Raw genomic sequence first — 19,327 nt, 5'->3', positions numbered from 1 at the left:
GTGTAATCAGGCCGGTTACCGCCACCAACGAAGCATTTCTGCTATCTATTTTCTTGGGCGTTCCCAGGCGTTCTCGGGCGCCACACGGCATGAAGACCATGCGGCGCGAGGCATCGCATTGCGCGATGGCACGCGGGCAGCCGCGGGGCTCGACGTGACCGAGCCGGAGCCGCTGCCGCCCATGCACGACTTGTAGCGCGCTATCAGACCTCGGAGACGGCAGGCAGCGCTTCGAGCTCGGCGAGCTTTTCGCGTTCGTCGAGGTATTGCGAGCGATAACCCGAGTTGACGCCCCAGTAGTAAAAGCCGAGCGAGATGATCGCGACCACCAGCATGTCCCAGCCGTAGGGAATGAGGTCGTGACCGCCGAACTGCTTGCTGCCGATCAGCGACAGGACCGCCATCGTCGGCAGGTATGCGCACAGCCACCATGCGGCCTTCAGATCCTGGCCCCAGCCGTCGAAGCCCGTCTTGCCCTGGAAGTAGAAGTACACCGGCAGCGCGACGACCATCAGCAGGATGATTTCGCCGGTCAGCGGCCACTTCGCCCAGTACAGGATCATCGACGCGCACACGAACGCGAACGGCGCGATGACCTTCATGAACGGCACCGAGAGCGGGCGCTCCAGATCGGTTGCCGCGCGCTTGAGCGCCATCAGGCTGATCGGGCCGGTGAGGTACGAAATGACGGTCGCCACCGAGATCACCGCCGCGAGCGAGCTCCAGCCGCGGAAGAAGAACATGAAGATGAACGAGACGAGCAGGTTGAACCACATCGCCTGACGCGGCACGCCGTAGAACGGGTGCACGTTGCCGAACATCCTGGGCATCGTGTTGTTGCGCTCCATCGCGTAGATCATGCGCGAGGTCGTGGCCATGTAGGTCGTGCCGGTGCCGCTCGGGCTCACGAACGCGTCCACGTAGAGCAGGATCGCGAGCCAGTTCAGGTTCAGCGCAATCGCGAGTTCAGCGAACGGCGACTTGAAGTTGAAGGTGTCCCAGCCTTTCATCACGTCCGTCGGCGAGACAGCACCGATGTACGCAACCTGCAGCAGCACATAGATCACGAGCGCGCAGAGGATCGAGCCGATCACCGCGAACGGCACGCTCTTCGAAGGGTTGCGTGCCTCACCGGCGAGGTTGATCGGGCTCTGAAAGCCGTTGAACGCGAACACGATGCCGCTGGTTGCCACGGCCGTGAACACTGCCGACCAGCCATACGGCGCGAAGTCGGTCGCCTGGCCGAAGTTCTCGTGGTGGAAGCCGGTCGCCATCAGGCCAGCGATCGTGAGACCCGGAATGATGAACTTGAAGATCGTAATGGCGCTGTTGGCGCGCGCGAAGAGCTTCACGCCCCAGTAGTTGAGCATGAAGTAAATGATCACGAGCAGCGCCGAGAGGAACAAGCCCGATGAGGTCAGCTCACCGTTCACGAACAGCGCGTGCGCCCATGGATAGGGCCAGGTGCTCATGTACTGGATCGAGGCCTCGGCTTCGATTGGAATCACCGAGACAATGGCGATCCAGTTGGCCCAGGCGCTGATGAAGCCCACCAGCGCGCCGTGCGAGTAGCGCGCGTAGCGCACCATGCCGCCCGATTCGGGGAACATCGCGCCAAGCTCGGCGTAGGTGAGTGCAATCGCCAGAATGACCACGGCGCCGATGATCCAGGCACAAATGGCGGCGGGACCGGCAATCTTGGCTGCCTTCCACGCGCCGAACAGCCAGCCCGAACCGATGATCGACCCGAGGCCGGTAAACATCAGCGCGAACGGCCCGATATGTCTTTTAACAGAACTACTCACATCGTCTCCTTATCTCCAGATCGCAAGGAATCGTCGCGACTTCCGTCCGATTCTTGTTCTCGTCACACGCATTTTTTTGCTGCGTCTTCAAGGCTTGTATGGGCATTGAAAGGCCGAATGCGGCCGCGCAGCAATAAATGTTGAAGGCGGATACTCGTGCGACTTCCCTGGTGCGTCCAATGCTGATTGCACATAGCATTATGCGAAATTTGCATGATGGTAATAACAGCCGCTATATAAAGGGGATTCGCAGCGCCCGGCATGCATGGCGTAGCGTCGAACCTATGCATATTCATCTATTTGGTTCGCATGTTCGAGATGCTTTCAAGACGATCAGGCAAAAGATGCGGATTATTCGGCATGGTCTGTCGCGCAACCCATGCATACACTCGTCCAATTGTCCATCTGTCCGTGCACCTGAGCCGGACATCGCCGCCCTCGTAACAGAAAAGGTCGAACAACATGGTACAGATCGTGGTGAATGGAAAGCGCCATCAATTCGATGGCGATCCCGGGATGCCCTTGCTCTGGTATCTGCGCGACGAACTCGGGCTCACGGGCACGAAGTTCGGCTGCGGCATGGCGCTGTGCGGCGCATGCACGGTGCATCTCGATGGTCAGCCCACACGCGCCTGCGTGACGCCGGTCGGCTCGCTGGAAGGCCGCAGCATCACGACCATCGAGGCCATTCACGAGCAGAAAGTCGGCGCCGCCGTGCAGGCCGCGTGGATCGAGGCGCAGGCGCCGCAATGCGGCTATTGCCAGTCGGGCCAGGTGATGTCGGCGGTCGCGCTGCTCGCGTCCAAGCCCAATCCCACCGACGCCGACATCAACGACGCGATGAGCGGCAACATCTGTCGCTGTGCGACCTATCAGCGGATTCGCGCCGCGATTCATCATGCATCGGAGGAGCTCAAGCATGCGTGATCCGGTTCTTCGCGATGAGGCCGCGCAGGGCGGCGCAGAGTCCCGCGCGACGCTCACGCGCCGCCAGTTTCTGGCCGGCATGTCGGCATTGACGCTTGCGGTCGGCTTTCGCGGCGGCCTTGCGGTGGCGGCATCGCTCGATCCCGCGAAGCTGCCGTTCGAGCCGAATGCGTTCATTCGCGTAAATGCGGACGGCACGGTCACGGTCGTCTCCGAGTATCTGGAGATGGGCCAGGGCACCTTTACGGGGCTGGCCACGCTGGCCGCCGACGAGCTCGACGTGGCGCTCGACAAGGTGAAGGTCGTGCCCGCGCGGGCCGACGTGAAGCAATACGCGAACCCCATGTTCGCCTCGTTTGGCTGGACGGTGCAGGGCACGGGCGGCAGCACGGCGATGGCGGGGGCATGGAAGCAGATGCGCGAAGCCGCTGCGGCCGCGCGCATGATGCTGGTCGCCACCGCCGCGAAGGCCTGGAAGGTCGATGCGAACACACTGCGCGTAGAAGACGGCGTGATCGTGCACGCGCCATCGGGCCGCCGCGCGGGATATGGCCAGTTCGTTGCCGCCGCCGCGCACGAAAGCGTTCCGGCGCACGTGGTGCTCAAGCAGCCCGGCGACTTCAAGCTGATTGGCAGCGATAAAACCCGCCGCGTCGACCTGCCGGCGAAGGTGAACGGTTCCGCGATTTACACGCAGGACGTCAAGGTGCCGGGCATGCTGGTGGCCGTGATTTCGCATCCGCCTCGTCTGGGCGGCAAGGTCCAGCACGTGGACGCGAGCAAGGCCAAGGCGATCAAGGGCGTGGTCGCCGTGGTCGAGGTGCCGGGCGACGGCGAAGTGCAGGGCGGAGTGGCGGTGCTCGCTCACAACACCTGGATAGCCCGCCAGGGCCGCGACGCGTTACAGATCACGTGGGACGACAGCCACGCGTTCGCCCTGAGTTCCGACGACATCTACAAGCAGTTCCGCGCGCTGGCGGACCAGCCCGGCGTGGTGGCGGAAAAGCGCGGCACGGTACTGAGCGCCGCTCCCGAGGGAGGCAAGTATCTGGAAGCCGTTTATGAGCAGCCCTATCTTTCCCACGCGCCGATGGAGCCGCTGAACTGCCTCGTGCATGTGCAGGGCAGCCGCTGCGAGATCTGGAACGGCGAGCAGTGGGCCACGGCCGACCAGGCGATGGCCGCGAAGGAGCTCGGGCTCAAGCCCGAGCAGGTCGTCATTCATCAACTCTATGCGGGCGGCAGCTTTGGCCGCCGCGCGAATCCGCAATCGGACTATGTGCGCGAAGCGTGCCGCATCGTGCGTGCGGCGCACGCGCAAGGCGTCGACGCGCCCATCAAGCTCGTGTGGATGCGCGAAGACGATATGCGCGCGGGCTATTACCGGCCGCTCACGGTTCACAAGGTGCGGGTCGCGCTCGACCAGGCCGGCAACCTGGTGTCGTGGAATCACGATGTGGTAGGGCAGAGCTTCCTGCGGCTGCCCAAGCCGGATTCGATCGATCCGGTGCTGGTCGAGGGCACCGCGGACATTCCCTACGACATTCCCAACTTCAAGGCCACGCAGCACGCGCCGAAGCTGGCGGTGCAGACCCAGTGGCTGCGCTCGGTCGGGCACACCCACGCCGCCTTCGTGGGCGAAACCATGATGGACGAAGCCGCGCGCGCAGCAGGTAAGGATCCCTATGCATTTCGCCATGCGCTGCTGGCGAGCAAGCCAAGGCATCGCGGCGTGCTCGATCTTGCGGCGCAAAAGGCGGGCTGGTCGAAGCCGCTGGCGGCGGGCGCGCAGGGCACGAAGCGTGGCAGGGGCATCGCGCTGCAGTTCGCGTTCGGTACCTATGTCGCGCAGGTGGCCGAGGTGACGGTGCAGCAAGATGGTTCGTTTACGGTCGACCGGGTGGTCTGCGCGGTCGATTGCGGCACGGTGATCAACCCCGATATCGTCGCGGCGCAGGTGGAAGGCGGGATCGGCTTTGGCCTCGCGTTCCTGCATACGGGCATCACGTTCGACAAGGGGCAGGTCAAGGAGGGCAACTTCAACGACTACCCGGTGCTGCGCATGAGCGGCATGCCCGTGGTCGAGGTGCATATCGTGGCGTCGAAGGAGCCGCCGACCGGCATCGGCGAGCCCGGCGTGCCGCCGGCCGCGCCCGCGGTCGCGAACGCGCTGGCCGCCGCGACTGGCGTGACCATCCGCGCGCTGCCGCTCGGCGACACGCTGCGTTCTGCCTGATGGGGGATTGGGTCCCGGCTCTGCCGGGCGTCATCGAGTGGCTTCAGGGCCTGCCCGCCTCTAACCGAATGGGCGAGCGCGGCCTCGATTAGCCGCGCACGCTCAGCAGATTGGCATCGCGCGCGAGACGCCACTGGCCGTCGGCCCCCTTGCGCAGCAGCGTGAGGGTGTAGCCCGCGCGGCGCACGGTGCCCCCGCCCGGCGGCGTGATGGCGATGTCAATGTGATTGCGGATGAATGCCCAGTCGCCGAGGATTTTCAGTTCGACGATCTCGCTGGTGCCATCGAACTTCATGCCTTCCATGCCCTTCGAGGCGGCAGCGAACGCTTCCTTGCCGAACGGCTCCTGTCCCGGAACCATGAAGATGACGTCGTCCGTCATCAGGCTGAGAACGGTTGCGGTATCGCCGCGCTTGTTGGCGGCCATCCAGGTTTCCACGACTTGCCGGATGCCACGTTCGTCGTCGTTCATGGCGTGTTCCTCCAATTCATTCGGCCCTGCATTGTTCGGCACGGTAGGGATGCAAATCGGAATTATCCACTGTCTGCGTGCCCAGCAGGTCCGGCACGCGCTGTTTCAGGATATCCGCGACTGTGCGCACCTGCGCCGGCGGCGGCCGCTGGGCAATCAGCAGATGCAGCTGCTGGGATGGCACCCCGTGTTGCGGCAGCAGTGGCACGAGCTCTCCGCGGGCGATCGCGTCGACGCACGCAACGGCCTCGACCACGCCGATCGCCAGTCCGCCCCTGATCATTTGATACATTGCCCTCCAGTGATTCGTCGTGATGGAGGTCCGGATGGGGACGTTATCGTGCCTGGCGGACTCATCGACGAGCGGAAGGTGACCGGTGCCGAACATCGACTTGATGCGCACGAACGCGTGCTCGGCCAGATCGCGGGGTTCCCCTATCGGCGCATGCCGCGCGAGATAGTCCGGCGAAGCAACAAGAATGCGTTGGACCTGGCCGAGGCAGAACGCATGGAACGGGCCATCACCCAGCGGCCCTTGATGAAGCGAGAGGTCGACGCCTTCCGTGCAGCGTTCGACGGTTCCATCATTGAGCGCGAGGTCGATGTCCAGCTGCGGGCAGGTTTCGCGCACGAATCGCAGCGCGCAGGGCAGGAGCAATTCGCCAATGCAATGCGGCGCAGCGATGCGAATGGTTTCCTTGAGCGTATGGCGATCGCTTCGGACTTCGGCAATGGCCTGTTCGGCGTCGGCCAGGATTTTCTTGCTGTGCGCATAGAAAATTTTGCCCTCCGGCGTGCACTTGAAGGTGCGCGCGTTGCGCAGCAGGAGGCGGCAGCCGAGATATTTTTCGAGCCGCTCGATCCGTTCGCTCGCTGCGGGCTGGCCGATGTTGGCGTCGCCTGCCGCACCGGAGATGCTGCCCCGTTCCACCGCGAGAATGAAAATGCGCATGGCCTCCAGAACATTCACAGGCGGCCTCCGCGATCCGGGCGATTAGTTGATGTCGCCATTCAGGCCATGCGCATACCGCACGCTAGCCGGCATTCGGCCCCGACTCTTTTTCGCTGCGCTTTTTGCGCCCCTTCATGGCGGCGGCTGCGGCGACGCCAGAAGGTCCGGTCTTGCTGGCTTCTATTCCGGAGTCCTTGACGTTGCCTTTGCGCGGTTCGGGCGCGGCGGGAGGCGGCATATTGTTGAACTTCACGTCCTTGTTTTTCTTGTCATAGTCCACTTCCACGCTATCGCCGGATTTGAGCGCGTCGCCGAGTATTTCCTTCGCAAGGCGGGTTTCCACTTCCTGGCGGATTTGCCGTTTCAGTTCGCGAGCGCCGAATTCCGGTTGATAGCCGGCTTCGGCCAGATGGTCGATCAGCGACTCGCCCAGCTTCAGCGTGATGTCTTGCGCGGCTGCAGCGCGAACGACGCGATCGAGCTGAATCTGCACGATCGAGCGGATATTCTCCTTCGACAGGGCGTGGAACACGATGATGTCATCGATCCGGTTGAGGAACTCAGGCCGGAAGTGGCCCTTGAGCACCTTTATCAACGCCTCGCGCACGTCCTTTTCGCTCTTGCGCTGAGCCTCCGGTTGCTCGAGGTTCTCCATGATGATCGACGCGCCCAGATTGCTCGTGGCGATGATGATCGTGTTGCTGAAATCGACCACGCGGCCCTTGCCGTCGGTAAGACGTCCGTCGTCGAACACTTGCAGCAGCACGTTATAGACATCAGGGTGCGCTTTCTCGATCTCGTCGAGCAGGATCACGCTATACGGGCGCCGCCGCACGCGCTCGGTGAGCTGTCCGCCTTCGTCGTAACCCACGTATCCCGGCGGCGCACCGATCAGCCGCGCGACGGCATGGCGTTCCATGTACTCGCTCATGTCGATGCGGATGATCGCCTGTTCGTCTCCAAAGACGCTTTCCGCGAGCGCCTTCGCGAGTTCCGTCTTGCCCACGCCCGTTGGCCCGAGGAACAGGAAATTCGCAATGGGCCGGTGCTCCTGGCCGAGGCCCGCGCGCGACAGGCGCACCGCATCGCTCACCGCGACAACCGCATCGTCCTGGCCGACCACGCGCGCTCGCAGCGTGTCCTCCATCTTCAGCAGTTTTTTGCGTTCCTCCCGCGTGAGCTCGGTAACCGGAATGCCGGTGAGGCGCGATACCACCTCGGCGACGGATGCCACCGTCACCCCCAGCGTTTCCGTGCCGGTCTTGCGCTGCCATGCCTCCATCTGCTCTTCGAGCTGTTTTTCCTTCTCGTTGATGCGCTCTTCAAAGCTCTTCGCTTCGTCGTAACGCTTGCGCGAGGACGCGTAGTCCTGTTCGCGCTTGAGCTGGACGACTTCGGCCTCCAGCTCCTGAATGTCGGCTGGCCGCGACGTGGCGCCGATGCGCACGCGCGCGGCAGCCTGGTCGATCAGGTCGATGGCCTTGTCCGGAAGAAAGCGCGAAGTGATATAGCGGTCGGCGAATTCCGCCGCGGCGACGAATGCATCATCGGAGAACGTGACCTGATGGTGCGCTTCGAGTTTGTCGCGCAAACCGCGCAGGATAACGATGGTTTGCTCGACGCTCGGCTCGGGAACGAGCACGGGCTGAAAACGGCGTTCGAGCGCCGCGTCCTTCTCGATGTACTTCTGATACTCGTTCAGTGTCGTCGCGCCGATGAGGCTCACCTCGCCGCGTGCGAGTGCGGGTTTCAGCACGTTGGCGATGTCGAGGCCGCCTTCGCCGCCGCCTTGGCCGGCGCCGACGATCGTATGCAGTTCGTCGATGAACAGAATGAGTTCGTCCTGCTTGGCCGTCACCTCGTCGATCAATTGCTTCGCGCGCTCTTCAAATTCGCCACGGTACTTCGCGCCGGCGACCATCGAGTTGATATTGACTTCGACCAGACGTTTGCCGCGCAGCACCTCGGGGACATCGCCGTTGACCATGCGCTGCGCGAGTCCTTCGACAATCGCGGTCTTGCCGACACCCGGTTCGCCGATGAGCACCGGGTTGTTCTTCTTGCGGCGCGCCAGTACCTCGATCGTGCTTTCGATTTCCTGCGCGCGGCCGAGCACCGGGTCGAGCTTGCCCTGACGCGCGAGCGCCGTGAGGTCGCGGCCGAACTTGTCGAGGTTCGGCGTACCCGTGGGCGTTTCGATGCGCCCGTCCTCCGCGCCCTTGCCGACCACCTTGACTACTTTCTGGCGCAGCGCCTCGGGCGTCACGCCATACTTTTTCAGCAGCGTGCCGGCCAGGCTTTCCGGCACGGCGGCAAGGCCGATCAGCAGGTGCTCGGGGCCAACGTATGAATGCCCGAGATCGCGCGAGGCCTGGAAGGCAAATTGAAACGCCTTCTTCAGACGCGGCGACACGGTCATTCTTTCGAGCGATTCATCGTCGCTGGCCGCGCCATGCTTCGCGTGTTCGTCGATGTAGCTCCTGATGTCCTGAGGCGAGAGCTTCAACTCTTTGAGCAGCGCCGCGCACACGTCCGTATCGGCGAGCACGTATAGCAGATGCTCCGTATCGAGTTCGTTGCGATGCAACTCGTGCGCTTTTTCGGCGGCGCGTTGCAGCAGCTCCATGGTTTGTTCGCTGAACGCGTCGGTGGCGTCGACGGACTCGCGAGGCACGCTCGCGCCCACGGCGGAATCGTCGCCGAATTCGCCTGGCATACCTGAAAGATCTCCGCCGCCGCCGAGCAGCGAGTCGAACGGATTGAGCATGCTTTGATGGCGCATCAGCTGTCGATAGTGATAATCGCAGATCGACAGCGACTTGCGCTCGCCGTTCTCGGTCACAACGACGCGCGCAATGGCGGGGCGCGCGTGGCAGATATCGCAGAGTGTAGGCATGATCGGAGTTCCTGTTCGCAAGCACCCCGGCCATCGGACGAGAGCGCGATGAAAACCAGAAGGGACAATTTGACGATTGAATTCTATTGGCGGACTCAGCCGGTGTGAACCTGCGGTCATCCGATACTTTATATCGGTGGGATGTCGGTCGATGTCCCTGCTCGATAGCAGGTATCGGTTGGACAAAAAGCAACCCATAATTTCGCATGGTGCGTTTGGAGGTACGATTTCCCTGGCGTGGAGACAGATGCACCGTAACGATTGGGGCGCAATGATGAAAATTGACAACGCAGCGAGTGCGCGTGGAGAAGAGCGCAAGAAGGCCGGGCCGCATCTCACTTCGCACGAGCACGTCGGGCTGAATGGCAAGATTGCCGTCGCGATCACCAATGTCGTCGGAACGATGTGGTGTGCCTACGCGTTTGCAGCGATTGCGCTGGTGAGCTTGCCGTCGGCGATTCAAAGCGGCGTTTCAGCGCTCGTTGCGTGGCTCGCCCAGACATTTTTACAGCTTGTCCTGCTTTCGGTCATCATGGTCGGTCAAAAGGTGGCGGCCGCGGCATCGGATAAGCAGGCGCTGCAAACTTACAAGGACGCCGAGGTGCTCCTGAAACTGCAGGACGAAATGCGCAGGCTCATTGAAATCAACAATGCACTCACGGAAGCTATTCATCGTGCAGTGCTGGAAATTCGAACCTCCACGGCCGGACAGCCGTCCGCGGCGGGGAAATCACGACCGCAACCTGAATGACGATGGAGACGGCGAATGGCACGAATCGAATGTACGACGTACGAGGGGTTTCAGATAACGGCGCAATCGCGGGACAACGAGCGAGGCGGCTGGGTCGCGCATGTGGAGATTCGACACGATGGCCGCTTGTTTGCTACCTGTAGCCCTGACACCGTGCAACCGGAATGGTTGACGGAGGCGGAGGCCAATCGTGACGGTCTGGAGCGAGGCTGCAAACTCGTCCACCATATAATGAATATTCGTGAGGATCGCTCATGGGTCGCCCTTCGCGAGCACGCCGAGCGCTGGTTTTTCAGGGTGGAATCTTCGCAGGAAGCCGAGCAGATCGTGCGCGATCTCAATGCCCGTTGATTTGGCTGATATGTGACTGATTCGTGGATGTGAACCATGCGATCCACCGCGATCGCATGGTTCCGGGTTTGCTATCGGGACAGGGTCCCAGCGATATAACTCCTGAGCGTGTCGACAACTTTACGGACCCGCAAAGAAATGGGCCGTTGCGGCTGGATCAGCAGGTTTAGCGCAAGCGCAGGCATCTCGTACTGCGGGAGCACCCGCACCAGGCGGCCCGCTTCGAGCGCGTCCTTGACGGCCGGCGCGTCAAGCACACCGAGCCCGAGTCCCGACAACACCATTTCATACATCGGGCGCCAATGCGTGGTCTTGACGATCGTCCGGATCGGGACGCTATCGACGAGCGTGCCATCTCGCGAGACGGGCAGCAGGTCCGCCTCGAAAGTTCCTTTCACGCGAATCAGGTTGTGCCCTGCCAGCTCCGCCACATCGTCGATTGCGGCGTGCCGCTGCAGATAATCCGGCGAAGCAACCAGCACGCGCTCGATGTCCCCGAGCGGCCAGGCAATGTACGCACCATCGGCCAGCTGCCCGAGACGAAACGAGATGTCCACGCCCTCGGTGACCAGATCGGCGATCTTGTCGTTGAGCACGAGTTCGATGTCGATGAGCGGATAGCTTTCACGGATACGCTTGATGCCTTCCGGCAGCAGGGTTTCCCCGAAACAGTGCGGCGCTGCAATACGAATCGAGCCTTTCACGGCTTGTTCGTCGTTCGAAACCTCGGCCACGGCTTGCTCCACGGCGCCCAGAACAGCCTTGCTGCGCTCGTGAAAAATCGTGCCTTCGGGCGTGCATTTGAAGGCGCGAGCGTTGCGTTGCAGCAACCGGCACCCGAGGAATTTTTCGAGCCGCTCGATGCGCTCGCTCACGGCCGGCTGACCGATGTCCAGATCTCTTGCTGCGCCCGAAATGCTCCCTCTTTCTACCACTCTTACGTAAATGCGCATGGCCTCCAGCAAGTTCACATTACGTTCCCTACCGTGGCTGGCGATATTCGCGGTGCGTCCTTCAGCAAATGGCGTTGACATGAGATCCCTCGCATCGTTTAGCTCCAATTCTTGCTTGGCGTCCCTGAATGGCGACGCGTCGATGGTGTAAGCGTATGAGGGATCACTCATGCGCTGAGCGCACAAATCGCGCTCATTAAATAGAGTACAGTTTTAATGAAGTGGGCACTGCGTGAGCACAGAGATAACAGTTGGCGCTCAGGTCAGCTGATAGGGGCGAACGGGCTCGACCGGAGCAGGAACGGGGCACCCGCACAGTTCGAGAACGGAGCGCTCGATGTTGCGCGACATGGCGTCCAGGGCGAGCGCGTTGGGCGCCACGCTGAACGGATCGGCCACTTCACTTGCAATCGCTTCGAGCGCAATCAGCGTATAGGCAATGAACACGCATAGCAGCGGCGTAAAAAACTCCGTCGAATCGACCAGCCCGAACGGCAGCAAAACGCAATAGGCGTAGACGGTGCGATGCAGCAGCACGTTATACGCGAACGGGATGGGCGTCGAGGCAATCCGCTCGCACCCGCCCAGCACTTTGCCCATCTCGCCGATTTGTGCGTCGAGCATCCACAGCTTCGTATCGGATGATTGAACGCGATGCTTCGGGTTCGAGAGCTCGTGTCGTATTTCGTTGAGAATGGACACCGGTCTATAGATCTGGCCGCGCACCTTCTCGGCCTGTTCGTGGCCAAGAAGACGCTCCAGATCCATCGCGGGATCGGTGCCGCGCAACTCGTGCTTGATCGCGTAAGCGAAGCCGATAACCTGGTGCGCGATGCGCAGGGTATCCGCGCGTTCCGGAAGGTAGCAAAGCATCTGCGAAGTCAGCGTGCGCGAAGCGATCAGCAAAGTGCCCCAGAGATGTCGCGCTTCGTTGAAGCGCTCATAACTGGCGTTGTTTCGAAACGCGAGGAAGATCGCCAACGCAACGCCGAACAGCGTGAAGGGCGCGGTGTTGAGCGGAATCTTTTCGCCAAATACGCGCCCGTGCGTGAAGACCGCGAGCGTACTCACCACGGCCATGAAGCACAGTTGGGGAATGATTGAAGACAGAACCGATCCGTTCCAGACGAACAGCAAACGGAACCAGTTTTCTCGGGGCCGGACGATCATGATGGCCTTTTACTCATTCTCACGCGTTTGAACTTCAGTGATAGCCGTGGTCGCCTTCGCGCACCTTGCCCCGGAACACGCGATATTGCATGGCGTTATAGACGAGAATGACCGGCAGCACGATGACCGTTCCCACGAGCGCGAAGAGCTGGCTCGAATGGCTTGACGAGGCGTCCCAGATCGTGAGCGAGGGCGGAATGATATACGGCCAGATGCTGATGACCAGCCCGGTATAGCCGAGAAAGCAGATCGCCAGCGAGAGCAGGAAGGGCATCGCTTCGTGGCGCCGGTTCAGCGAACGGTAGATGCCCAATGCGCACAGCACCACGAGAATCGGCACGGGCAGGAACCAGCCGAGATTGCCGCTGAGGAACCAGCGTTGCCGCACGGCGGGCAGGCCGAGCACGGTCCAGAGGCTAACGGTGGCAATCGCGAGGAGCAGCACGGCAAGGAGCGGGCGCATCACCGCGCGCATCTTGCGTTGCAGCTCGCCGTCGGTCTTCAGGATCAGCCAGCCGCAGCCGAGCGTCGCATAGGTGAGCAACACGCCGAAACCGCAGAACACGCTAAACGGCGAGAACCAGTCGAACGGATCGCCCGCGAACTTGTCGTCGACGATCTTGATGCCCTGCAGGAGCGAGCCGAGCGTGATGCCCTGGCACATGGCGGCAAGCGCTGACCCGCCGATAAACGCGAGATCCCACGCATGCTGCGTGCGCGTGGCTTTCGCGCGCAACTCGAAGGCCGCGCCGCGAAAGATCAGGCCCACCACCATGAGAATCAGCGGCATGTAGTTGGCGGGCAGCAGCGTCGAGTAGACCACCGGAAACGCGCCATAAAGGCCCGCGCCACCGAGCACGAGGAAGGTCTCGTTGCCGTCCCAAACCGGCGCGACCGTATTGAGCATCACCTCGCGTTCACCTTTTCCTTCGAAGAACGGAAACAGCAGGCCGATGCCCAGATCGAATCCGTCGAGCATCACATAAATGAAAACGCCGAGTCCGATGATGGCGGCCCAGATCACAGGAAGATCGATTTGCATGGCCTCAGTCCCCCACCACAGCGTCGAGTGCACGATTGTGCAGTCCCGGATACTTGAGCGATTCGACGCTTTCGATGCCGGTAGCCGGTCCCTTCTTCATCATCTTGAGCATGTAATAGACGCCTGTTCCGAAGACGAGAAAATAGACAATCACGAAGATCAGCAATGAGACGCCGGCTTGTTGCGCGCCGATGGGCGACACCGAGTCCACGGTGCGCACGACGCCATACACGGTCCACGGCTGCCTGCCCACTTCAGTCGTGATCCAGCCGGCCAGCAGGGCCAGGATGCCCGATGGCCCCATGCAGAACACGAACCACTGGAACCAGCGTGCTTCGTAAAGGCGGCCGCCGCCACGAAGCAGAAGCCCGACCACGGCGGTCAATAGCATCAGCATGCCGAGCCCCGCCATGATCCGGAATGTCCAGAACACGATAGGCGAGTACGGACGGTCCTCGGGCGGAAACTCTTTGAGTCCGCGAATTTCGCCGTCCCAGCTGTGGGTGAGAATCAGGCTGCCGAGATGCGGCACCTTGATCGCATAGCGCGTCACTTCCGCATTCATGTCGGGAAAGCCGATCAGGTTGAGCGCGGTGCCGCCGTGCTCGGTTTCCCAGAGTCCTTCAATGGCGGCGATCTTCGCCGGCTGATACTCACGCGTGTTGAGACCGTGCGCGTCGCCAACCAGAATCTGAATGGGCGCGAGAAGGAGCAGGATCCACAGCGCCATCGAAAAACTGCGCTTTACCGGCACGTCGCGCCGCCCCTGGAGCAAATGCCAGGCGCCGCAAGCAGCCACGATAAAGGCGGCGACGATAAAGGCCGCGATGGTCATGTGCGCGAGACGGAATGGGAACGAGGGATTGAAGATCACCTTGAACCAGTCCACGGGCACGATGCGGCCGTTCTGAATCGCATAGCCCTGCGGCGTTTGCATGAAGCTGTTCGACGAGAGAATCCAGAAGGTCGAAATGAGCGTGCCGACCGCGACCATGAGCGTGGCGAAGAAATGGGCTTTCGGGCTCACGCGATTCCAGCCGAACAGCATGACGCCGAGAAAACCCGCTTCCAGGAAGAACGCGGTCAAGACTTCATAGGTCAGCAGCGGCCCCGTGATATTGCCCGCAATGGTCGAAAATCCGCTCCAGTTGGTCCCGAACTCGTAAGCCATCACGACGCCCGAGACCACGCCCATGCCGAATCCCACCGCGAAAATCTTCGACCAGAAGCGGTACATGTCCTTGTAAGCCGCATCGCCCGTGAGCAGAAGGCGCCATTCGAGCACGGCAAGAAAGCTCGCCATGCCGATGCTGATCGCCGGAAAGACGATGTGAAACGAGACCGTAAATGCGAACTGCAGCCTGGCGAGATGAAATGCGTCGAAGATGTCCATGATTCTTTTGCGCTCCAGGTGACGGCTGTATTCACACGCCACAGACATTCCGGCCGGGACAACACAACCAGGCGGCGTGCCCGGCCGGACACCGCAACTGCCTGAGACTACCCTGCCGCGCGCAACACGCGCACGGGCACGGACTTGTACGAGGGCGTTCCACTCTCCTTGTCGATATAGTCGAGCGGAACCAGCACGTTGGCTTCCGGGTAGTAGGCGGCGACTGAACCGCGTGCGATGCTGTACACGATGGCGGTAATGTCTTTCAGGCGCAGCGTACGGCCCGGCGTGACCGTTTCGATATCGACGAGATCGCCGTGCTCGATGCCATACGCCGCCATGTCGTCGCCGTTCATGAAGAGCACGTCGCGCCGGCCAAACACGCCGCGGTAGCGGTCGTCCATCGCGTAGATCGTCGTGTTGTACTGGTCGTGGCTGCGTATCGTGATCAACCGCAGCACGTTCTCCGCGGCCAGCACGTCGGCGTCTTCCTTCACGCCCCCATAGACGGAGAACTCGGCCTTGCCCGATGGCGTGTGCCACTGGCGCTCGGTGGGCGGTAGCGGCAAGCGGAACCCGCCAGGCACGCGAATGCGCCGGTTGAAGTCCTCGAAGCCGGGGACCGTCTGCTCGATCAGGTCGCGGATCTTGTCATAGTCGGCGATGAGGTCCATCCATGCGACTTTCGTATTGGGCAGCGTGGCGCGCGCGATGCCTGCAACGATAGCGGGCTCCGAGCGCAACTGGTCGGAAGCGGGCGTGAGTTTTCCCGCCGACGCGTGAACCATGGACATCGAATCTTCCACGGTGATGGATTGACGCCCGCTGCTCTGCATGTCGAGCTCCGTGCGGCCGAGACACGGAAATATGTAGGTTTCCTTCGCAACCAGCAGATGCGTGCGATTGAGCTTCGTGCCGACATGAACGCTCAAGTCGAGCGCCGCCATCGCGGGAAACGACTGTTCGGAGTCGGGCAGCGCAACCGCAAAATTGCCGCCGAGGCAGAGCAGCGCCTTGGCCTTGCCGTCGATCATCGCCTGCATGGCTTGCACCGCGTCGTGGCCGTGTCCGTCGGGCGGCGTGAATCCGCAGGCCTTCTCGATCAGCTTGAGGAAATCTTTCGATGGCTTCTCGGTGATGCCCACGGTGCGATTGCCTTGCACGTTCGAATGGCCGCGCAGCGGACAAATGCCCGCGCCAGGCTTGCCGAAATTGCCGCGCAGCAACAGCAGATCGGCGATCAGGCGCACGTTGGCCGTGCCTTTGTTGTGCTGGGTGACGCCCATGCCATACGTGACGATGGTCGCGTTCGACTTCGCATAGGCAATCGCCACGTGCTCGAGGTCGGGCCGCGTGAGGCCGCTGGCTTTCTCGATGTCTTCCCACGAGGTTGCTTCGAGGTCTGCGGCGAAAGCGTCGAAACCTTCGGTATGCTGCGCGATGAACGCCTGGTCGATTACGCCGCCTTGCTCGGCCTCCATCTGCAGCAACACCTTCATGATGCCCTTGAGCGCAGCCGCGTCGCCGCCCGCGTCCAGCTGGAAGTAGGTGGATGCGATGCGGGTCGAGCCGAACGTGGCCATTTCGATCATGCTCTGTGGGTCGGCAAAGCGTTCGAGCGCGCGCTCGCGCAGGGGATTGAAGACGATGATGGGCACGTTGCGCCGCGATGCTTCGTGCAAGGTGCCCATCATGCGCGGATGGTTGGTGCCCGGGTTGTGGCCGATCGAAATGATGAGTTCGGTCGAATCGAAATCTTCGAGCGAGACGGTGCCTTTGCCGATGCCGATCGATCGCGGCAGGCCAACGCTGGTTGGCTCGTGACACATGTTCGAGCAATCGGGGAAATTATTGGTGCCGTACTCGCGCGCGAAGAGTTGGTACAGAAACGCGGCCTCGTTGGACGCGCGCCCCGACGTGTAGAACTCGACCTGATCCGGCGGGAGCGAGCGCAGGATTTCGCCGATGCGTGCGAACGCGTCTTCCCAGTCGACGGCGCGAAACGTGTCGCTTGCGCGGTCGTAAACCAGCGGGTGGGTGAGCCGGCCCATGTCTTCGAGCTCATAGTCGGTCTTTTGCAGCAGCGAGGCGACGGTGTTCGCAGCGAAGAATTCCGGCGTCACGCGCTTCGTTGTGGCTTCCCAGGTCACGGCCTTCGCGCCGTTTTCGCAGAACTGAAAGGTGGAGCGATGCTCTTTGTCGGGCCACGCGCAACCGGGGCAATCGAAGCCGTCGGGTTGATTGGTCCGCATCAGCGTAATAGGCGCCGCGATGCTTTCCATTTGATCGTGAATCGCCTGCGCGGTTGCTTTGAGCGCGCCCCATCCGCCTGCGGGACCGGTGTAGGGATGGACGCCGGGCACATCACGTAGTTTCGTCATGGGAAACTCCATTGTGTTTTCTATGCATGCGGCGCAAGGCCGGAGCCACGCTGCATCGGGACCGCACAGGTCTGAGAATCTGTAGCGTGAATTGATTTAAGGCGAACATTTTCCAGCTCATTCTAGGGAGGCGGCGTGCTGGCGTGAACGGTTGCCGATCCGATATTAGTTATCGGTTATCGGTCGCGAAACATCTATGCACAAGCATAAGCGCTAAAAGCGGCATCCATGACATACAGAATTCAGCTGCAACCTTGAGTACAGTTTCGCCCGGCACAGTACACTGCACGAACTGTGCTGCAAGCGACCACTGGGGAGATCGCAGTGAAACTTTACGAAAAGCTCGCGGACGATATCCAAACGCTGATTCGCAAAGGCGTTTATGGGCCAGGCGACCGCGTGCCTTCGGTGCGCCAGGCGAGCCAGCAGCACCGCATCAGCATCACCACCGTGATTCGGGCGTACTTGCTGCTGGAAAGCCGGGGGGTGCTCGAGAGCCGCCCGCAGTCCGGCTATTTCGTGAGCGCGCGCATGGGCGCAGCGGACGTGCATTCGGACGAACTGCGCACGAGCCGGCCGATCGCGGTATCGGCCACGGTGGACGTGAGCCGCCTCGTGCTGTCCACCTTGCGTTCCATTGGCACCGACGACGCCGTGCCGCTCGGTTCGCCGTATCCGGATCCGCAGCTTTTTCCCTACGAAAAGCTCAATCGCTATGCGTCCGCGGCGGGACGCAGGAAGTCACTCTGGGGCGTCACCAACGCGCTGCCGCCGGGCACCCCGGAGCTGGTTCGCCAGATCGCCCGACGCTACCTCGAGAACGGCATGGCCGTGGACCCCAACGAGATCATCGTAACGGTCGGCGCGACGGAGGCGATCAATCTGTGTCTGCAGGCGGTCGCCAAGCCGGGCGACGTGATCGCCGTGGAGTCGCCCACGTTCTACGCCATGCTGCACGCCATCGAGCGATCGGGCATGAAGGCGATCGAGGTGGCGACGCACCCCGAGTACGGCATCGAAATCGAGGCGCTGACGAAAATCATTGAAGCGGGGCCGATTGCTGCTTGCATGGTGATGCCGAATTTCCAGAATCCGCTCGGGTTTCAGATGCCTGACGAGCGCAAGCGCGCACTCGTCGATCTGCTCGCCAAGGCGGGCATTCCGGTGATCGAAAACGGCGTTTACAACGAGCTGTATTTCGGCGACTCGCATCCCACTACGCTCAAATCCTATGACAAGAAAGGCACCGTGCTGCACTGCGGGTCATTTTCGAAAAGTTTGACAGCGGCGTATCGCATCGGCTGGGCTTTGCCGGGCCGCTATCGCGACGAGCTCGAAAAGCTGAAGTTTCTGAATACCCTGACGACCTCGGTGATTCCTCAACTGGCCATTGCCGAATACCTCGAGCGCGACGGCTATGAGCATCATTTGCGGCGTATCCGCAAGAACTACGCGCAGCAGGCCAATCTGATGAAGTCGATGGTCACGCGCTTTTTTCCAGCGGGCACGCGCACGTCGACGCCGATGGGCGGGTACGTGCTATGGATCGAGTTGCCGGCGCAAGTGGATTCAATGAACCTCTACCAGCTCGCTCTGGCGCGCGGCATCACGATCGGACCGGGTTATATGTTTTCCGTGTCGAACAACTATCGCAACTTCATCCGGCTCAATTACAGCACGCCATGGTCGCCGGAAATCGAGCGGGCGGTCATCACGGTCGGAAAGCTGGCAGCATCGTGCGCGCGCCAGGCGTAAGCACGCGCCTTTACTTCTTCATCATGGCCACCACGAGAAAGTGAAACGGTAGCGTAAGTAAAGCGGTTGCGCCGAATCCAACGCACCAGAGAATGACCGTCCACTTCAGGTCGCGCAGAAGCGGGTGCCGCCGGTCCTTATGTTCACGTGTCACTTTCGGCTCCCGTTGGTTCGTCATCCGTAGAGGGATTATGGCACCGTCGTGCGCGGCCGATCAATCGCATCGAACCGAACGGGCTTTGA

At 61.6% G+C, this 19,327-nt stretch carries 15 protein-coding genes; 5 read left to right on the top strand and 10 right to left on the bottom strand.

What is annotated here, in order from left to right; translation table 11 throughout:
* Nucleotides 1-203: 203 nt before the first annotated feature.
* Nucleotides 204-1,805 carry an APC family permease gene (locus tag PWP93_RS31330; protein WP_421047473.1) on the bottom strand — a complete coding sequence of 534 codons (1,602 nt, stop codon included), beginning with the start codon at nucleotides 1,803-1,805 and terminating at the stop codon, nucleotides 204-206.
* A 462-nt stretch (nucleotides 1,806-2,267) separates the two neighbouring features.
* On the opposite strand from PWP93_RS31330, the gene PWP93_RS31325 reads away from it, so the two are divergent.
* Together PWP93_RS31325 and PWP93_RS31320 are read left to right on the top strand one after the other, a co-directional pair.
* Nucleotides 2,268-2,732, top strand: coding sequence for a (2Fe-2S)-binding protein (locus PWP93_RS31325; protein WP_421028750.1), 465 nt, complete (start codon nucleotides 2,268-2,270; stop codon nucleotides 2,730-2,732).
* The gene (locus PWP93_RS31320) at nucleotides 2,725-4,968 is read left to right on the top strand and encodes a molybdopterin cofactor-binding domain-containing protein (protein WP_421047472.1); all 2,244 of its coding nucleotides are present in this window, start codon (nucleotides 2,725-2,727) and stop codon (nucleotides 4,966-4,968) included. Before PWP93_RS31325 ends, PWP93_RS31320 begins: the two co-directional genes overlap by 8 nt.
* An 88-nt stretch (nucleotides 4,969-5,056) precedes the next feature.
* Here PWP93_RS31320 and PWP93_RS31315 read toward each other — a convergent pair whose 3' ends face one another.
* The 3 genes from PWP93_RS31315 to PWP93_RS31305 all read right to left on the bottom strand — a co-directional run bounded on the left by PWP93_RS31315 (nucleotide 5,057) and on the right by PWP93_RS31305 (nucleotide 9,288).
* A complete protein-coding gene (locus PWP93_RS31315) occupies nucleotides 5,057-5,440 on the bottom strand; it encodes a YybH family protein (protein ID WP_421047471.1) in 384 nt (127 codons plus the stop codon).
* A 16-nt stretch (nucleotides 5,441-5,456) separates the two neighbouring features.
* A complete protein-coding gene (locus PWP93_RS31310; protein WP_421047470.1) occupies nucleotides 5,457-6,392 on the bottom strand; it encodes a LysR family transcriptional regulator in 936 nt (311 codons plus the stop codon).
* A gap of 82 nt (nucleotides 6,393-6,474) precedes the next feature.
* Nucleotides 6,475-9,288, bottom strand: coding sequence for an ATP-dependent Clp protease ATP-binding subunit (locus PWP93_RS31305; RefSeq protein WP_421047469.1), 2,814 nt, complete (start codon nucleotides 9,286-9,288; stop codon nucleotides 6,475-6,477).
* Nucleotides 9,289-9,559: 271 nt separating this feature from the next.
* Between PWP93_RS31305 and PWP93_RS31300 the strand changes: the two genes are divergently transcribed.
* Nucleotides 9,560-10,039, top strand: a complete 480-nt coding sequence (locus tag PWP93_RS31300; protein WP_421047468.1) for a hypothetical protein — start codon at nucleotides 9,560-9,562, stop codon at nucleotides 10,037-10,039.
* Nucleotides 10,040-10,054: 15 nt separating this feature from the next.
* The gene (locus PWP93_RS31295; RefSeq protein WP_421047467.1) at nucleotides 10,055-10,390 is read left to right on the top strand and encodes a DUF6566 family protein; all 336 of its coding nucleotides are present in this window, start codon (nucleotides 10,055-10,057) and stop codon (nucleotides 10,388-10,390) included.
* Between the two features lie 71 nt (nucleotides 10,391-10,461).
* On the opposite strand, the gene PWP93_RS31290 is transcribed toward PWP93_RS31295, so the two are convergent.
* The 5 genes from PWP93_RS31290 to PWP93_RS31270 form a co-directional block, all read right to left on the bottom strand.
* Nucleotides 10,462-11,361 carry a LysR family transcriptional regulator gene (locus tag PWP93_RS31290; RefSeq protein ID WP_421047719.1) on the bottom strand — a complete coding sequence of 300 codons (900 nt, stop codon included), beginning with the start codon at nucleotides 11,359-11,361 and terminating at the stop codon, nucleotides 10,462-10,464.
* A 240-nt stretch (nucleotides 11,362-11,601) separates the two neighbouring features.
* The gene (locus PWP93_RS31285; protein ID WP_421047466.1) at nucleotides 11,602-12,513 is read right to left on the bottom strand and encodes a bestrophin family protein; all 912 of its coding nucleotides are present in this window, start codon (nucleotides 12,511-12,513) and stop codon (nucleotides 11,602-11,604) included.
* A 34-nt stretch (nucleotides 12,514-12,547) separates the two neighbouring features.
* A complete protein-coding gene (gene cydB, locus PWP93_RS31280; protein ID WP_421047465.1) occupies nucleotides 12,548-13,555 on the bottom strand; it encodes a cytochrome d ubiquinol oxidase subunit II in 1,008 nt (335 codons plus the stop codon).
* 4 nt (nucleotides 13,556-13,559) lie between these two features.
* Nucleotides 13,560-14,948, bottom strand: coding sequence for a cytochrome ubiquinol oxidase subunit I (locus PWP93_RS31275; RefSeq protein ID WP_421047464.1), 1,389 nt, complete (start codon nucleotides 14,946-14,948; stop codon nucleotides 13,560-13,562).
* 107 nt (nucleotides 14,949-15,055) lie between these two features.
* On the bottom strand, nucleotides 15,056-17,329 hold the full coding sequence (locus PWP93_RS31270; protein WP_421047463.1) for an FdhF/YdeP family oxidoreductase: 2,274 nt from the start codon (nucleotides 17,327-17,329) through the stop codon (nucleotides 15,056-15,058).
* A gap of 324 nt (nucleotides 17,330-17,653) precedes the next feature.
* Between PWP93_RS31270 and PWP93_RS31265 the strand changes: the two genes are divergently transcribed.
* Nucleotides 17,654-19,084, top strand: a complete 1,431-nt coding sequence (locus tag PWP93_RS31265) for a PLP-dependent aminotransferase family protein (RefSeq protein WP_421047462.1) — start codon at nucleotides 17,654-17,656, stop codon at nucleotides 19,082-19,084.
* A 10-nt stretch (nucleotides 19,085-19,094) separates the two neighbouring features.
* Here the strand turns inward: PWP93_RS31265 and PWP93_RS31260 are convergent, their stop codons facing one another.
* On the bottom strand, nucleotides 19,095-19,238 hold the full coding sequence (locus PWP93_RS31260; protein WP_421047461.1) for a hypothetical protein: 144 nt from the start codon (nucleotides 19,236-19,238) through the stop codon (nucleotides 19,095-19,097).
* Nucleotides 19,239-19,327: the final 89 nt, after the last annotated feature.

Origin of the sequence: Paraburkholderia sp. A1RI-2L, assembly GCF_048957375.1 — a bacterium.
Lineage (GTDB): Bacteria > Pseudomonadota > Gammaproteobacteria > Burkholderiales > Burkholderiaceae > Paraburkholderia.
This window is presented reverse-complemented; position numbering and strand designations above follow the sequence as displayed.

Coding starts and splice junctions, on each gene's coding strand:
- PWP93_RS31275 (WP_421047464.1), bottom strand. CDS start 14,948: ATGGACATCTTCGACGCATTTCATCTCGCCAGGCTGCAGTTCGCATTT.
- PWP93_RS31320 (WP_421047472.1), top strand. CDS start 2,725: ATGCGTGATCCGGTTCTTCGCGATGAGGCCGCGCAGGGCGGCGCAGAG.
- PWP93_RS31325 (WP_421028750.1), top strand. CDS start 2,268: ATGGTACAGATCGTGGTGAATGGAAAGCGCCATCAATTCGATGGCGAT.
- PWP93_RS31295 (WP_421047467.1), top strand. CDS start 10,055: ATGGCACGAATCGAATGTACGACGTACGAGGGGTTTCAGATAACGGCG.
- PWP93_RS31270 (WP_421047463.1), bottom strand. CDS start 17,329: ATGACGAAACTACGTGATGTGCCCGGCGTCCATCCCTACACCGGTCCC.
- PWP93_RS31315 (WP_421047471.1), bottom strand. CDS start 5,440: ATGAACGACGACGAACGTGGCATCCGGCAAGTCGTGGAAACCTGGATG.
- PWP93_RS31310 (WP_421047470.1), bottom strand. CDS start 6,392: ATGCGCATTTTCATTCTCGCGGTGGAACGGGGCAGCATCTCCGGTGCG.
- PWP93_RS31300 (WP_421047468.1), top strand. CDS start 9,560: ATGATGAAAATTGACAACGCAGCGAGTGCGCGTGGAGAAGAGCGCAAG.
- cydB (WP_421047465.1), bottom strand. CDS start 13,555: ATGCAAATCGATCTTCCTGTGATCTGGGCCGCCATCATCGGACTCGGC.
- PWP93_RS31305 (WP_421047469.1), bottom strand. CDS start 9,288: ATGCCTACACTCTGCGATATCTGCCACGCGCGCCCCGCCATTGCGCGC.
- PWP93_RS31285 (WP_421047466.1), bottom strand. CDS start 12,513: ATGATCGTCCGGCCCCGAGAAAACTGGTTCCGTTTGCTGTTCGTCTGG.